The sequence below is a fragment of the Polyangium sp. 15x6 genome, assembly GCF_029960785.1.
GTDB lineage: Bacteria > Myxococcota_A > Polyangia > Polyangiales > Polyangiaceae > Polyangium.
The window spans coordinates 17,444-31,912 of the sequence record NZ_JASBQE010000126.1 but is presented as its reverse complement, the minus strand read 5'-3'; the positions used below and the strand labels follow the sequence as shown (position 1 = coordinate 31,912).

General features: G+C 68.0%; 10 protein-coding genes. All 10 read right to left on the bottom strand.

From position 1 onward, the window contains the following. Nucleotides 1-179: 179 nt before the first annotated feature. Nucleotides 180-1,244: an STAS domain-containing protein gene (locus tag QHF83_RS47030; RefSeq protein WP_282424689.1), complete on the bottom strand. Its 1,065-nt coding sequence runs from the start codon at nucleotides 1,242-1,244 to the stop codon at nucleotides 180-182. A 192-nt stretch (nucleotides 1,245-1,436) separates the two neighbouring features. Then, nucleotides 1,437-2,528, bottom strand: coding sequence for an STAS domain-containing protein (locus QHF83_RS47025; protein WP_282424688.1), 1,092 nt, complete (start codon nucleotides 2,526-2,528; stop codon nucleotides 1,437-1,439). Between the two features lie 74 nt (nucleotides 2,529-2,602). Then, the gene (locus QHF83_RS47020; protein ID WP_282424687.1) at nucleotides 2,603-3,319 is read right to left on the bottom strand and encodes a dienelactone hydrolase family protein; all 717 of its coding nucleotides are present in this window, start codon (nucleotides 3,317-3,319) and stop codon (nucleotides 2,603-2,605) included. 34 nt (nucleotides 3,320-3,353) lie between these two features. Continuing rightward, complete coding sequence (locus QHF83_RS47015; protein ID WP_282424686.1) at nucleotides 3,354-4,046, bottom strand: hypothetical protein; 693 nt, start codon at nucleotides 4,044-4,046, stop codon at nucleotides 3,354-3,356. Between the two features lie 189 nt (nucleotides 4,047-4,235). Further along, on the bottom strand, nucleotides 4,236-6,878 hold the full coding sequence (locus tag QHF83_RS47010) for a PAS domain S-box protein (protein WP_282424685.1): 2,643 nt from the start codon (nucleotides 6,876-6,878) through the stop codon (nucleotides 4,236-4,238). A gap of 146 nt (nucleotides 6,879-7,024) precedes the next feature. After that, nucleotides 7,025-8,146 carry a hypothetical protein gene (locus tag QHF83_RS47005; RefSeq protein ID WP_282424684.1) on the bottom strand — a complete coding sequence of 374 codons (1,122 nt, stop codon included), beginning with the start codon at nucleotides 8,144-8,146 and terminating at the stop codon, nucleotides 7,025-7,027. 72 nt (nucleotides 8,147-8,218) lie between these two features. Continuing rightward, the gene (locus QHF83_RS47000) at nucleotides 8,219-10,327 is read right to left on the bottom strand and encodes a UvrD-helicase domain-containing protein (protein ID WP_282424683.1); all 2,109 of its coding nucleotides are present in this window, start codon (nucleotides 10,325-10,327) and stop codon (nucleotides 8,219-8,221) included. 100 nt (nucleotides 10,328-10,427) lie between these two features. Next, on the bottom strand, nucleotides 10,428-11,369 hold the full coding sequence (locus QHF83_RS46995) for a hypothetical protein (RefSeq protein ID WP_282424682.1): 942 nt from the start codon (nucleotides 11,367-11,369) through the stop codon (nucleotides 10,428-10,430). A gap of 96 nt (nucleotides 11,370-11,465) precedes the next feature. Then, nucleotides 11,466-12,620 carry a serine/threonine-protein kinase gene (locus QHF83_RS46990; RefSeq protein ID WP_282424681.1) on the bottom strand — a complete coding sequence of 385 codons (1,155 nt, stop codon included), beginning with the start codon at nucleotides 12,618-12,620 and terminating at the stop codon, nucleotides 11,466-11,468. Further along, nucleotides 12,617-13,516 (bottom strand): serine/threonine-protein kinase, encoded by a 900-nt coding sequence (locus QHF83_RS46985; protein WP_282424680.1) that lies wholly within the window; start codon nucleotides 13,514-13,516, stop codon nucleotides 12,617-12,619. The genes QHF83_RS46990 and QHF83_RS46985 overlap by 4 nt, the downstream gene beginning before the upstream one ends. Nucleotides 13,517-14,469 lie beyond the last annotated feature (953 nt).

Genomic DNA, 14,469 nt, shown 5'->3' with positions numbered 1-14,469 from the left:
ATGATGTTTGGGGCGTAGCTCGGCTTGTCCGAGCGTAGCCCCATCGTCGAATGATGTTTGGGGCGTAGCTCGGCTTGTCCGAGCGTAGCCCCATCGTCGAATGATGTTTGGGGCGTAGCTCGGCTTGCCCGAGCGTAGCCCCATCGTCGAATGGTTTGGAAAAACGCTCGGCCCGGCCGTTACTTGCGGCCCATCTCGCTCGAACGCATGCAGCGCCGGAGCGCCTCGCGCAGCGTCGCGAGCGTGATGATCTTCGTGAGATCGATCCCGATCTGCACCATCGTCTGCGCGACCGCCGGCCGGATGCCCGTGATGATGCAGCGCGCGCCGAGCAGCTCGGCCGCGCGCACGAGCCGCCCGATGTGATCGGCCGTCGAGGTATCCACGATGTCGACGCCCGTGAGATCGATGATCGCGTACGTCGCGACCTTTTGCGTGATCGCGTCGAGCAGCCGCTCCATCATCTCGGCCGCGCGCTGGCTATCGACCACGCCGAAGAGCGGCAGCGTGAGCACGCCGTCCCAGACCTCGATGATCGGGGTCGAGAGCTCCCGGATCGCCTCCTCCTGCCGCGCGATGAGCTCGAGTTTTTCCCGCAGCTCACGCTCGGCCAGCGAGCGCTCCTCGACCTCCTTGCGCACGCGCTCGAGCGCCACCGCGAGATCCGCCTTCGTGGCCTGGTCCGAATGAAAGAGCGCGTCGAGCCGGTCTTCGAGGCTCCTCTCCGAGGGCCGGATGACGAACTCGTCATATGCGTCGCCCTTGGAAGCGAATGCCGTCTGCTCGGCCCAGCAGGACGGAACTCCGAAATAACGCTGGAAGATCCCGGCGAACTTGCCGCCCACGTATGCAGAGCCCCAATCGGCATCGATCGCGCGCTGCGCCATCGACTCCCAGCCATTGTGGACCCGGACGCGCGCCTCGCGGGTTTTCGGGTCGGCCGAGACGAGCTCCCAGCGCCCCCAGCCCGCCGAGGAGGCGATCGCCCCGAGCGCCTCGAAGCCCTTTTCGAACGTGGTCCCCGCGGCAATGACGGCGAAATCTTCCTCCGTACTGTCGCGGCCGCCGCCATGGAGCGCGAGCCGGAACCGCTCGGTGCCCACCATCCGGTGAAAACCGGACAAGAGCCCTGCGACGGACGATTTCGTCCACATCGTCACGGCGGGAGCGCCGGCCCAGGTGCACATGCCCTTCTCGGCGTCCCACTCGACTTCGATTCCCCCGACACGAAGCTTGTCGCCCATCTTTCGGACTCACTTTGCAATGAAAGAAGAGCGTATCGCGGGCGCCGAAATCAAGCCAGCAAAATCAAAAGTTGCAGCCATAGCGTAGTACGCTGCCATCCGAGCGACGACGGGCTGACGCTGTTTTGCAATCGTGACCGTGTACCTGGAAAACGGCGCAGGCGCGCCTTCGCCAGAGCGAGGCGCGAGCGCTCACACGGCTCCTGCGGGTCGGGATTTTTTTGCCTTTTGCGGATCCGCCGGGCGCATGGAGCGACGCAATGCCTCGCGCAGCGTCGACAGCGTGGCGATCTTCGTGAGGTCGATCCCGATATCGACCATCGTCTGCGCGACCGCAGGGCGAATGCCCGTGATGATGCATTTCGCGCCGACGAGCTCCGCCGCGCGCACGAGTTTTCCGATGTGATCGGCCGTCTCCGCGTCGACCGTGTCGACGCCCGTCAAATCGATGATCGCGATCCGCGCGCCTTTGTGCGTGATCGCGTCGAGCAGCCGCTCCATCATCTCGGCCGCGCGCCTCGCATCGACCGCGCCGAAGAGCGGGACCGTGAGAACGCCGTCCCAGACCTCGATGATCGGGGTCGAGAGCTCCCGGATCGCCTCCTCCTGCCGCGCGATGAGCTCGAGCTTCTCCCGCAGCTCGCGCTCGGCCAGCGAGCGCTCCTCGACCTCCTTGCGCACGCGCTCGAGCGCCACCGCGAGGTCCGCCTTCGTGGCCTGATCCGATCGAAAGAGCGCGTCGAGCCGCTCTTCGAGGCTCCTGTCCGAGGGCCGGACGACGAATTCGTCATAGGCGTCGCCGGCCGCCGCGAACTGCGTCTGCTCGGCCCAGCAGGTCGGGACCCCGAAATGGCGCTGAAAGATCCCGGAGAGCTTGCCCGCGACGAAGGACGCCCCCCAGGAGACCCCGCGCGCGCGCTGCGCGAGCGATTCCCAGTTGTTGTGGACCCGCACCCGGGCCTCGCGCGCGGCGAGGTCCACCGAAACGAGCTCCCAGCGCCCCCAGCCCGCCGTCGCCGCGACCCGGATGAGCTTTCCGAACCCCTCCTCGAACGTCGGCGCCGAGGCAATCATGCGCCAATCACCATCGATGCTGTCGCGCCCCCCCTGCTGCATCGCGAGCTCGAACCGCTCGGCCCCGACCATTCTCTGCACCGTCGTGAGCAGCCCCGCCATGGTGCTCTCGATCCACGCCGTCATCACCGGCGCACCGGCCCACAAGCAAAGCCCCTCGTCCTCCCGCCACTCGATGTCGATCCCGCCAACTCGAAGCTTCGAATTCATGGCGCCGACCATAGACCGAGGACGGAAAGATCGCACCAGAGAAACGGGAAAACCGTGGTCTACAATGTGCTACATTACACCACAGGATCGAGATGCTTCTGGAAGAACGCGAGGACGCGCTCCTTCGCGTCGAGCGCGGAGGGCTCGTGGTAGCCGGCGTGCATCGGCAGGAGCGGGCCGATCTTCTGGAGAATCGCGCCCTCGATGCGCGTGTAAAACGAATGCCCCGCGTCCTCGTAGACCTTGATGTCCGCGGGGACGTCGAGCTTGTCGAGGCTCCTCCGCAAGCGCACGGGCGCGTCGCGCAGAGGCGCGTCGAGCCCGCCGAAGCTCGCCACCGTCGGGCAGGCGCTCGGCAGATCCTCGGGGACCTCGCCATAGAAAGGTGCAGCGACCTTGTAATGGCCCCGCATCGCGAGCACGATCGCGAAGCCGCCGCCCATGCAAAAGCCGACCACGCCGAGCCGCTCGGCATCCACCTCGGAGCGCGACGCGAGATACCGCCTCGCCGCGTCGAGATCATCGAGCGGACGGCCGCGTTGCTTGACGATCGAGCGAATCGCGCGCGCAACGCAGAGGAGCTTGGGGCCGCGGTGAAAGAGGTCCGGGATCAGCACGACGTATCCCGCCTCGGCGAACTCCCGCGCGACGCGCTTCATCTCCTCATTGAGGCCGAACACCTCGTAGATGAGCAAAAGCGCGGGGCCCGGCTCCGGCCGGTCCGGCAGCGTGAGGATGCCCCGCATCGAAAAGCCGTCGTCGCAAGGAAACCTGATCTCGCGCTGATCCATGAGGCCCCCTTCTACCACGGGGCAGGCCGCATCCTCAGCCGAGAGAGCGCTTCTTGCCAGCCGGCGCGCCCTGCCCCGCCGTGGACGCCGGCATGCGCACCGAAGGCTTGCGCGCGGGCCGTCCCTCCGCGCGGGGAGGCGCGAGGAGGCGCAACGTGGCCTGCACCTCGTCACGCACGTACGAGCCGAGGAGGCGCTCGGCCTGAGCCACGATGCGGCCGGCGAACGCGGCGAGGATGGCCTGGCCTTCGAGGTCGTCCTGCTCGGGGGCGCCCGTCTTGCGCCGATGCTCCTCGTAATCCCGGGCGCACGCGCCGAGCGGGCCCGGCGCGGTGAGGGCGCGTCGCACGACCAGGCGCGCGCCCCGCTCGCTCGTGACCGTTGGCAGCTCCGCGGCGATGCGGAGCGCGCCCTCGACATTCCCGGCCGCGGCGAGCATGGGCGCGAAGTATTTCCGGGCGAGCTCGACGAGGCGCGGGGCGAGCGCCTGCTCGTCGAGGACCGTGACGTCCGGCGAGAGCAGCCCGGCCACGCCGGCCTCGTGCAGGAAGGCGTTGAGGACCCGCGAGCGCGTCGGGGCGACGCGCAGATACGTCCCGGAGCCGCGCTCGTCCGGACGCACGGCGGGCATGGCCTTGGCCGAACGAGGCCGCCGCGCCCGCGCGTGGTGCCGGTCGGCGAGCGCCTTCTGCGCCTCCGGATCGGTGCCCGAGACGAGCTCGGACACGCGCTTGGCGGGGCCAAAGGCTGGATCCGACGGTTTCGTGTGACGCTTGCCGCTGGACATTCGACGGGGTGGCCCCAAAAGGAGCCTGCTCGTCCGTCTACCACGCGGAAAGCGTTCAGGTGTGGAGAACTTGGAGAGGCTCGGACGAATATTGTCCGAGGCTGGATCCAGGCTGGTTCTGGAGAGGGCTCAGGCGGCGCGGAGGACCTCCTGGATGGCGTCGAAGCTCGCGGGCTTGACGAGGTGGGCGTCGAAGCCGGCTTTCAAGGCGCGATCGCGGTCCTCGGCCTGGCCGTAGCCGGTGACGGCGACGATGAAGGGGCGCGTGGCGTCATCGCCGCGCAGGCGGCGGCAAACCTCGTAGCCGTCCATGCGCGGCAGGCCGATGTCGAGCAGGACGATCTCGGGATGGCCGTTCGAGACGGCCTCGAGGGCCGCCTCGCCGTCGTGCGCGACGGCGACCTCGTGGCCGAGGGTCTCGAGCAGCGCGGCCATGGTCTCGGCCGCGTCGACGTTGTCGTCGACGACGAGGACGCGGCGGCTATGGCCGGACAAGGGGTGCTCGGCTTCGTGCGTGAGCGTCATCGGGACCTCCTCGAGGGCGAGCCAGACGACGAACTCGCTGCCTTTTCCGAGCCCATCGCTATGGGCTTCGACCCTTCCGCCATGCAGCTCGACGAGGCGGCGAACGAGAGAGAGTCCGATTCCGAGCCCCCCTTCCGAGCGGTCGAGGGTGCGCGTCGATTGATAGAATGTGTCGAATACATGCGGTAAGTCCTTCGGGTCGATCCCACGGCCGTTGTCCTTGATCCGGATGAATGCTTCGTTTCTTGGCCCCCTTTCGATGCAAAGGTCGATGCAGCCGCCGTCATCGGTGTACTTGGCCGCGTTGTTCAGCAGATTGGCCACGATCTGCGTGAGCCGCGCCGCGTCCACGTTCACGTGGAGCGGCCCAGCACAAGGCGCAAGGACGAGCTCGTGGCGGCGGGCGTCGATCAGCGGCCTCGTCGATTCGACCGCCTGCGCCACGATGTCGCAGAGCTCGTGCGTCTCCCTTTGCAAGGTGATCCGGCCGCGCGAGATCCGCGAGACGTCGAGCAGGTCGTCGAGCAGGCGCACGAGGTGCTCGACCTGCCGCTCGATCACGGCGCGGGACCGCAAGAGCCGCGGCTCGGCGAGCTCGACCCGCCTCTGGATCTCCACGGCCGTCTTGATGGGCGCGAGCGGATTGCGGAGCTCGTGCGCAAGCATGGCGAGGAATTCGTCCTTGCGGCGATCGGCCTCGCGCAGGGCTTCCTCGGCGTGCTTCTGATCGGTGACGTCCTGGATCAGGATACCGATGCCCACGATGTCGTCCGCCTGGCGAGCCCGGATCGGATAATAATTGCACGACCATTGCCGGACCTCGCCCGGGCGCGCGCGCGTCTCGCCGGAGATGGTCACGTTGAGGTGCCGCTCGCCCGCGAGGACACGGGCGTACACGCCCTCGACCTTCGGCCAGAGGTCGGGGACGACCTCGGCGACCCGGCGCCCGACGTGCTCGGCCACCGAGGAGCCGTTCATGGCGGCCAGGTACTCATTGACCCGGACATACCGGCATTCCCGATCGAGCAGCGCGATGCCGACGGGCGCATACGCGAAAAGGCTGTCGAGCAGGCCGAGCGCCTCCTCGGTCGAGCGCTGCAGTTCGCGGAGCGCCTCCTCGTTGCGCTTCCTTTGCGTGATGTCCTCGATCACCGCGGTCGACGTGGTGATCACCCCATGGAGGTCCCGCAAGAAAAAGGCGTGCACGCGCACCCAGGCGATGCTGCCGTCCTTGCGAAGATATCGCTTTTCGGTGCGATACACCCGCCCGTCCCGCGCGGCCTCCCGGTAACCGGCCACGTCCTTGTTACGATCCTCGGGGTGCGTGAGCTCGCTGAAGGTTTTGCCGAGGAGCTCGGCCGCCGAATACCCGGTGATCTCGCAGTAACACGCGTTGACCCGGAGCAAGCGCCCGTCCTTGACGTCCGCCTGCGCCATACCGAGGGGGATCCACTCATAGAGCTGCCGGAACAGCTCGTCGGTCCAGCGCGCCGCGCTCTCGGCGGCGTGGCGCGGCGTGAGGTCGCGGATGACCGTCGCGTGCGCTGGGCGGCCCTTGACATGGACGTTGCCGCCACGAAGCTCGGCCACGAATCGGCTGCCGTCCTTGCGCTGGAGCACGGCCTCGTACGCAACCTCGCCGCCGCTCTTGCCGTGCTCCACGAGCAGAGGCCGAAACTCCTCGGGCGCGAGCATTTCCTTGCGGGTCCCGAGGACCTCCTCGCGGCCATAACCGAAGACCTCGGTGAAGGCCTGGTTGACGTCGAGGATCACGCCCTCGCTGTGGAGGACCAGCGGATCGAAGGAGGCCTGCGCCAGGGCGCGAAATCGCTCCTCGCTCTCGCGCAATCCCTCGACCTCGCCCCTCCTGCTCACCTCGCGGGCGCGCAGCCGCTCGAGCAGGGTCGTGCAATCGCCGAACTTGCGATCGGAGCGGCGCATGCGCTCGCCGATCCAGGTAATGGCGAGGCCGAGCGCGACGAACGGCACGGCGAGCAAGAGCGCGCTCCCGCCGGCCATCGCCCCGCGAGCGAGCACGGCGAGGCCACAAAGTGCCGTGGCAAGCAGGCCGGGCCCGAGGCCGCCGACCACGGCCGGAAAAGCGACCGCAATGGAAAAGAGGGACAAGGGTGGACGCTCGCCGAGCCACCGTTCGAGAGACGCATGCACGGCGAGCGCCGCGATCGGCGACAGGACGGCCAGGAAGAGCCCGAGCGACGTGGACCGTTGTCTTTTATGCGTCTGCATTCGGCCCCGTGACGTCACGAATCGTTACGTACAGAGCCCTACTACGATCTAGACAGGCCGCACGTCACGCCGAATGTATTTTCTCGATGCTGTCCGGAAAAACCGTTTTCCCGCGAAGATGGGCTCGCTTCGAAGAGCGTTCGGGCTCAGCAGCCGGGGCCGTTCGGGCAGCTGCCTTCGCGCGGCGTGGCGCTCGCGGCGCCGACGTCGCACCAGGTGGGGAAGATGTCGGGCAAACCCTTGGCATAAGGCGATTCGCCGGCGCCGATCCAGTAGGGGTGGTCGAAGACGAACTGCCACATCGACGCATAGCTCGTGAGCCCGTTCATGGCGTCGATGGGCGGCTCGGCGTGGCCGCAGTTGTGGATGCATTCGAGGAAGAAATGCCCCCGCTCGGCGAGGTTCTTCTCGAGGTCCTTCGACGCGGTCTCGAAGTTCATGACGCCGAAGCAATTGTCGGTGGGGCCGCCCCAGAGGACGATCGCCGGCATGCGGTGCTCGGGGTTCGGGAAAGGCTTGATGAGGCCGCCCGTGCCGCCGGAGAGCGAGATGATCGAGGAGAGGTATTGCCCACGGCCGCCCGCGAGCTGGCTCGTCCAGAGCGCGCCCGCGCTGACGCCGGCGCTGGCGACGCACTCCTTGTTCACGCTGAACTGCGCCGAGACGCAGGCGAGCATGTCGTCGAAGAAGACGAATTCTTCCTCCATGCGCGCCGGGGTCTGCGTGGTGTCGAAGGGCCACTTGAACGTGACATCGTCCTTCGATTCGGGGATGACGGCGATGAAGCGCTGGCTGTCGACGGCCGCCTGGATCTGGCCTTTTTCGTAAAAATCGTCGGCGCTGCCGCCGAGCCAGTGCCAGAGGAAGATCGCGGGGAGGCGCTCGTCGGGCAGGATCTCTGTGGGGACGACGAGGCGGAAATCACGGTCGGCGCCGCCGCTCTTGATGAGGTTGTGGCCGGAGACGAGCGTGGGACACTCGCCGCCCGAATACTTGGGCGGCTCGGGCGCGAGGGTCGCGCCGGGCGGAGGCGTGTCGCCGCACTTCAAGAAGACACTCGCGCCGCCCCCGCCACCCGCGCCGCCGTCGCCTCCTGCGCCGCCCGCGCCTCCCACCCCCCCGACGCCGCCGGTGCCGCCCGCGCCTCCCGCCTCGCCGGCACCCGATCCCGCGATGCCGCCCGTATTGGCCGACCCGCCGTCGTCACCGCAGCCCTCGGCCATTGCGACGATCCCGACGAGTGCAAAAAAAATCGCGCCGTACTTCATAACGAAGACCTCCCGGAATGGTCTTACACCCGGGGCGGCGCGGCGGAAAGGGAATTGGGGGAGGTTTGTCTTTCAAAACCGCGGGCGCGCCCGCGGGATCATCGGCAGCTCGCCCGGCGGCAGCGCCTGCAGCGCCGCCAGGAGGTTCGCGGCGCCGGCTTTCGTCTTCTCGATGCCCGGCGCGATCGGCGCCGTCTCCTCGCGCTCCTCGTAGAGCTCACGCGGCAGCTCCAGCAAGAACCGGCTCGGGGTGCGCGGCACGAGCTTGCCGCGTTGCCCGCGCGCCATGCAGCGCGACATGAAGAGTTTTTCCCGGGCGCGCGTGACGGCCACGTAGAAAAGGCGACGCTCTTCTTCCAGGCTCACCGCGCCGTCCTGATCACCGGGCACGAAATCGGTCGCGCGCTCGACCGTCGTGCGCGAATGCGGGCAAAAGCCCTCCTCGACACCGATCACGAAGACGTACGGGAACTCCAGACCCTTCGAGCCGTGCATCGTCGTGAGCGTGACGCGGTCCGTCGCCTCTTCGTCCTGCTCGTCCATGCGAAGCGCGAGCAGGCGCAAAAACTCGGCGAAGTGGTCCCGATCCCCTTTGCCCGCCTCGTCGCGGCGCGCGAAGACCTTGAGCAGGCCCTCGACGTTGCCCCAGCGACGGGCCGCGACCTGCGGGTTCGCCGAGGCCGCCATGATGTCGGCTTTGAGGCCGATCGCCTCGCAGAGCTTCGCCGCGATCTCCGCGCTCGGCAGCTTTTGCTCGAACGCGAGCCGCCCGCCCTCGATGATCCGGACGAACTGCCGGCACCCCTCGAGCGCCCCCGGCGGCAGCTCCCGCACCGCGTGCGCGCGCTGCACGACGGCCCAGAGGCTCATGTCCTGCGCGGTCGCGTGCGCCGTGATCTTGTTGAACGCGACCTCGCCGATGCCCCGCGCCGGATAATTCACGACGCGCCGCAAAGACATCTCGTCGTCCGGCGAGAGCACGACCTTGAGGTACGCGATGAGGTCCTTGACCTCCTTGCGCTCGAAGAACTGCTGGCCGCCGATCATGCGGAGCGGAATGCTCCGCTCCTTCAACGCCTGCTCGATCGGCTGGGCCTGGAGGTTCGAGCGGTAGAGCACGGCGATGTCCTTGGGGCGCACGCCGTGTTTCTCGATGAGCTCTTGCGACTGGGAGGCGACGAAGCTCGCCTCGACCTCGGGATCGGCGCAGACGACGACCTGCACGATCGGACCGTCGCCCTGCGTGGGGACGAGGATCTTGCGATGCCGTTTGCCCGACTGCTTCGCGAGGATCGCGTTCGCCACGTCGAGGATCGGCTTCTTCGATCGATAGTTGTGCTCGAGCTTGACGACCTTCGCGCCCGGGAAATGATCCTCGAACGAGAGGATGTTCTTCACGTCGGCGCCGCGCCACGCGTAGATCGACTGGTCGTCGTCGCCGACGACGACCACGTTCCTGTGCGCGCCCGCGAGCTGCAGCACGAGCTCGAGCTGCGCGTGGTTCGTGTCCTGGTACTCGTCGACGATGAGGTACCGGTAGCGCATCTGGTACTTCTGGAGCACGTCGGTGCGTTTTCTCCAGAGGCGGACGAGCTCGCAGATGAGGTCGTCGAAGTCGAACGCCTGGAACGTGCGCAGCGCCGCGAGGTACTTCGGGTAGACGAGCATGCTGATCTCGTCGTACTCGTCCACGCCGCGGCTCTTGCGTTGCTTCTCGAGCCACTCCTCGGGCGTGATGAAGTCGTTCTTCGCGGCGGAGATCCGCGCCAGGATCGCGCCGATGTCGTAGTTCTTCGTGGTGCGGAGCTCGCGCAGGATCTCGCGGATCGCGCTCGTCTGGTCCGCCTGATCGAGGATGGCGAACTTCGAGCCGCGGAAGCCGAGCGCGCGGGTCTCCTGGCCGAGCGTGTCGAGGCCGAAGCGGTGGAAGGTGCAGACCTTGAGGTCCTTCGCGACCTTCGGGCCGACGAGCTTCGCGACGCGCTCGTGCATCTCGGCGGCGGCCTTGTTCGTGAAGGTCATCGCGAGGATGCTGGTCGCGGGGACGCCCTTGCCGAGCAGCCGCCCGATTCGCTCGGTGACGACGCGCGTCTTGCCCGAGCCTGCCCCGGCGAGCACGAGCATCGGCCCGAGATCGTGCTCGACCGCCTGCTTCTGAGAGGGGTTGAGATCGATCGCCACGGCCGGGGGGGTAGCGCGGCCGCGGCGGGTTGGGTAGTCGGAAAATTTCGCGGTGCGTCGGGGCCCAGGATCAGGGCGGATTCCAGATCAGGGGGGAGGATCAGGGAGGCGTCGCGAACTGGCCGGGGAAGGGATTGGCGTCATGGCGCTTGTTCACTTCGTCGTTCGTCCACGGGAACGGGTTCGTCCCGCGCTCGTGGAAGAAGGCGAAGCCGATGACGCCGACGTTGCGCGAATCGCCGCCGGACTTCTTGGCCGCGTACGAGCCACGCACGGAGCCGAAGCGGAAGGCGGCGACGGCGTCGACGCTCTGGCGGAAGCCGTCGATCTCGAGCTCGCCGTGCGGCTGCACGAGGTAGCCGCGCTTCGAGAAGCCCGCGGCGCGGCCGTCGATGACGTCGAGGCCGTCGACGGAGACGACGCACTCGATGCGGTTCGGCGTGCGGTTGCGGATGACGATCGTGTAGCGGCGGCCGGCCTCGCCGACGATGTAGTTCTTGTCGCTCGCGACGAACCCGTTCAGGAACGCGCCGTTCTCGTCACGCAGGCCGACGAGCAGCGCGCCGCCCGCGACGGGGGTGACGCCGCCCGAGGTGCGACGGAAGCCGGCGGCGTTCGCCATGGCGCGCGCGCCCTCCTCGTCGTTGTAGAAAAGGCTCCCCATCGAGAAGGGGCTCGTGGGTTCGGCGCGCTGGAACGCCACGGTCGTGATCGACGACGAGCGCGTCTCGCCCCACTCGGTGCCGAGGCCGGGGCGGTTCTGCGGCTCGGGCTGCATGACCTCGGCGCGCTTGGTCTCGGCCTCGAACGCGCCGGGGCGCTGGGTGGCGGTCGCTTGCGGCGAGGCGGGCGGAGGCGCGGGCGATGCCTCGTCGGCGGCAGGCGCGGGGAAAGCGCCCGACTCGCCGCCGAACTGGCCGGGGGCCTGGGCCGCGCCCGTTGTCTCGACGTCGAAGCTCCTCGCCTCACTCGGCGTCGCCGAGCCGCCCCCCTTGTAGGAGCCCCCTCCGCAGCCGATGGCGGAGGAACACAGCGTCGCCAACGAAACAGCCCAAAACCCACGTCGAATGAGGTCCATCGTCGTTCTCCCCACGGCCCGCGCCGTTCGCCGGTGGAAACGGAGGCGTGCACGAAGACCTTACACCGATCGCGCGTCGATCGGATCGTTCACGACGCCGCCGAAGAAAGAGCGGGGCCCGAGGAGCCGGCCACCAGCGAGCCCCGCGGCGAGCGCGGCGATGGCAAGGGCAGAGACCACCATGCGGCGCGTGGGCTCCGGCGGCGGGCGAGAAACGTCCGAGTAGAAAGCGGACGGCGTGGTGATCTCGTCGGCGCGCGCGGTGGGGGCATAAAGGGGGGCGACGAGCGCGGGGATCTCGGCGGCCATGGCCTCGGCGGAGGCGAAGCGGTCGTCCGGATCTTTTTCGAGGGCGCGGAGAATCCACGCATCGAGGGCCGCGGGGATGGGCTGCGGCGCGAAGCACGACGGGGGCGCGGGGATTCGATCGAGGTGGGCGAAGCGCAGGGCGTCGAGGTCTTGGATGTCGTCGAAGGGGCCACGACCGGCGACGAGCTCGTACAGGACGAGGCCGAGAGCATACAAATCGGTGCGCCCGTCGACGGGTTTTCCCTCGAATTGCTCCGGCGCCATGGTGCGCGGCGTCCCGAGCGAGGCGCCCCGCGCGCCCGGGCCTTCACAGCCCGAGGCTGGCTCGGCGGCGCCGAGGTCGAGGATCTTGGCGCGACCGTCGTCGCAAAGGAAAAGGTTTTCGAGCTTGATGTCGCGATGCACGAAGCCCGCGCGGTGCAGCGCGCCGAGGCCGCGGAGGATCTGCGACGCAAGGGTGAGGGTCGTCGGCACGGAGAGGACGCCGATGCGAGCGAGCTCGGCCCGGAGGTCACGCCCTTCGAGGAGCTCGAGGACGAGGTAGGGGCGGCCATCGTCCGTGAGCAATCCGAGGTCGAGGACGTCGACGAGGTTGTCATGGCGCACCCGGGCGAGGATTCGTCCCTCGTCGGCGATACGCGCGGCGAGCGCGTGGCGCTCGGCATTCGCGGGCAGGAGCACCTTCAGCGCGGCGCGGCGCCCGAGCAGGGCGTGCTCGACCTCGAAGACCTCGCCGACGCCGCCCTTGCCGAGGAGGCGAACGATGATCCAAGGCGTGCCCGGCGCGCGCTCGCCGCGGCGAAGGGGCGTGGCGCGCACGGGGGCGCGGGTGGAAAGAGGACGAAGGCTCTCGTCGGGGGCCGTGGATCGGTCCGAGCGGTCCGTGCGAAGCTCCGTGTTTGTCACGACGCCCTCCGCTCGGCACCGGAGAAAGCCTCGGGCGCGACGGCGCCGCGGATCGCGGCGGCGAAGGCGGCGGCCGTGGGATAACGGCGCGCGGGCTTCTTTTCGAGGGCCCGCGCGACGACGCGGGCGAGCGCAGGCGGCGCGTCGGCGACGTCGTCGAGGCGGCGCGGGGCGAGGCCGAGGTGGGCGCGCAGGAGGGTGAGGATATCGGATCCGGCGAGGAGATCGAAGGGGCCGCGGGCGGCAATGCATTCGAAGAGGACGATGCCCATGGCATACACGTCGGTACGAGCATCGACGCGCCCGCCGAGGATCTGCTCGGGGGCGAGGTAGCGAGGCGTGCCGAGGATGACCTCCTGCTGCGTGGCGCCGAGGGCCGCGGCGCCGGAGACCTTGGCAATGCCGAAATCGAGCATCGCGGGGCGCGGGGGGCCGGCATTCGGGGAAACGAGGAAGATGTTGCTGGGTTTGACGTCGCGATGCACGACGCCCTGCCGATGGGCGGCATGCAATCCATCGAGCGCGCCGGCGACGAGGGACGCGGCGAACGCGGGCGCGAGGGAGCCTTTGCGGAGGCGGGTCTCGCGGAGGGTCTCGCCGGCGAGGCGGGGCATGGCGAGGAAAGGACGACCGTCCCGGGTCATTCCCATCTCGCGCAGAGGGACGAGGTTCGGGTGGCGGAGCGAGGCGAGCAAGCGCCCTTCCTGGAGGAGGCGCCCGGCGGCCTCCTGGGAATCACGCAATTCGTGGCGGAGCACCTTGATGGCGAAGAGCTCGCCGGAAGGGCCCGCGGCCTCGAACACGTCGGCGGACGAACCGCCGCCGATCAAACGAACGACACGATAACGGGTCCCCACGAGCGGATCGGTCGGAAGCGCTGCGACGTCGATGAGCATGAGTTCGTCCTCCCGGGGGTTCGTCCGAGCATGACCCCCACGCACTCATGTCGACAGGAAGGGGACGGCAGTTGCGTGCCGGGACGAAAAAATCGTCATTGGGAGGACGGGCGTTCAGGTATGCGGCGCGCGCGCTGGACGGAGATCCAGGAGAGGGAGCCTTGGAACGAACCTCAGTGCCCGCTCGTCGCGGCGAGCCAGGTGGCGAGGTCCTGGGTGGAGAGATCGCACACCAGGTCCCCGACGCGCCCGGCGTCCCGTCAGGGGACGTCGAGCGACCAGCGTGGCGGTTCACTGTCCTCACCCCACCTCTATCGTGCGCCCCTCTTGACATTTGATATCATCTGTCGCCAGCCGGACAGATAGGACATTCCATGTCCGATATCCATCTCGTACCAGTCCCCCACTTCCTTATTACTGCCACCAGACGGGGCAGGCCAAGCCTCTGCGTAGCGGCATTCGCGCGAGCGAGTGCGCACAGAGCCCCCTGATCGAGCCGTATCCACATCGATCTACCATTCCGGGAGGGTGCCGAGAGTCGTACACCGTACCCACATATCCTCCCGAACCACTCCGTCCTCAATTATTTCCGTGGACGGAATGCGGTTCCTCTGCAATTTAAACTCTGTCAGACGACTGATGGCGCCCGTTGCCTCGGGAGCGTGGCCGACGTGTAGCTTCTCGCGTTGCCTTGTGCATCCTGTCGCTGCACGTCGGTGCCTGTCGTGTGGCGCGCCGAGATTTTCTCAGCGCGCGTCTGGATGGGTTCTGTGCATTTCGTGAGGGACAAGGCGGAAATCTTTTTACCCCGCAATATATTGGTAAATCCAGAAGAGGGGCGCACGCGTCCCGTCGCGTGCATACGGCTGTATGCAGGTGCGTATGCACGCGCGCAGAGATACTGCGTGCGCCCCAGGTCCGTATTCGTCGCCATCGATGCGACGCAAGGGCCG

Coding starts and splice junctions, on each gene's coding strand:
- QHF83_RS47030 (WP_282424689.1), bottom strand. CDS start 1,244: ATGGGCGACAAGCTTCGTGTCGGGGGAATCGAAGTCGAGTGGGACGCC.
- QHF83_RS47025 (WP_282424688.1), bottom strand. CDS start 2,528: ATGAATTCGAAGCTTCGAGTTGGCGGGATCGACATCGAGTGGCGGGAG.
- QHF83_RS47020 (WP_282424687.1), bottom strand. CDS start 3,319: ATGGATCAGCGCGAGATCAGGTTTCCTTGCGACGACGGCTTTTCGATG.
- QHF83_RS47010 (WP_282424685.1), bottom strand. CDS start 6,878: ATGCAGACGCATAAAAGACAACGGTCCACGTCGCTCGGGCTCTTCCTG.
- QHF83_RS47005 (WP_282424684.1), bottom strand. CDS start 8,146: ATGAAGTACGGCGCGATTTTTTTTGCACTCGTCGGGATCGTCGCAATG.
- QHF83_RS46985 (WP_282424680.1), bottom strand. CDS start 13,516: ATGCTCATCGACGTCGCAGCGCTTCCGACCGATCCGCTCGTGGGGACC.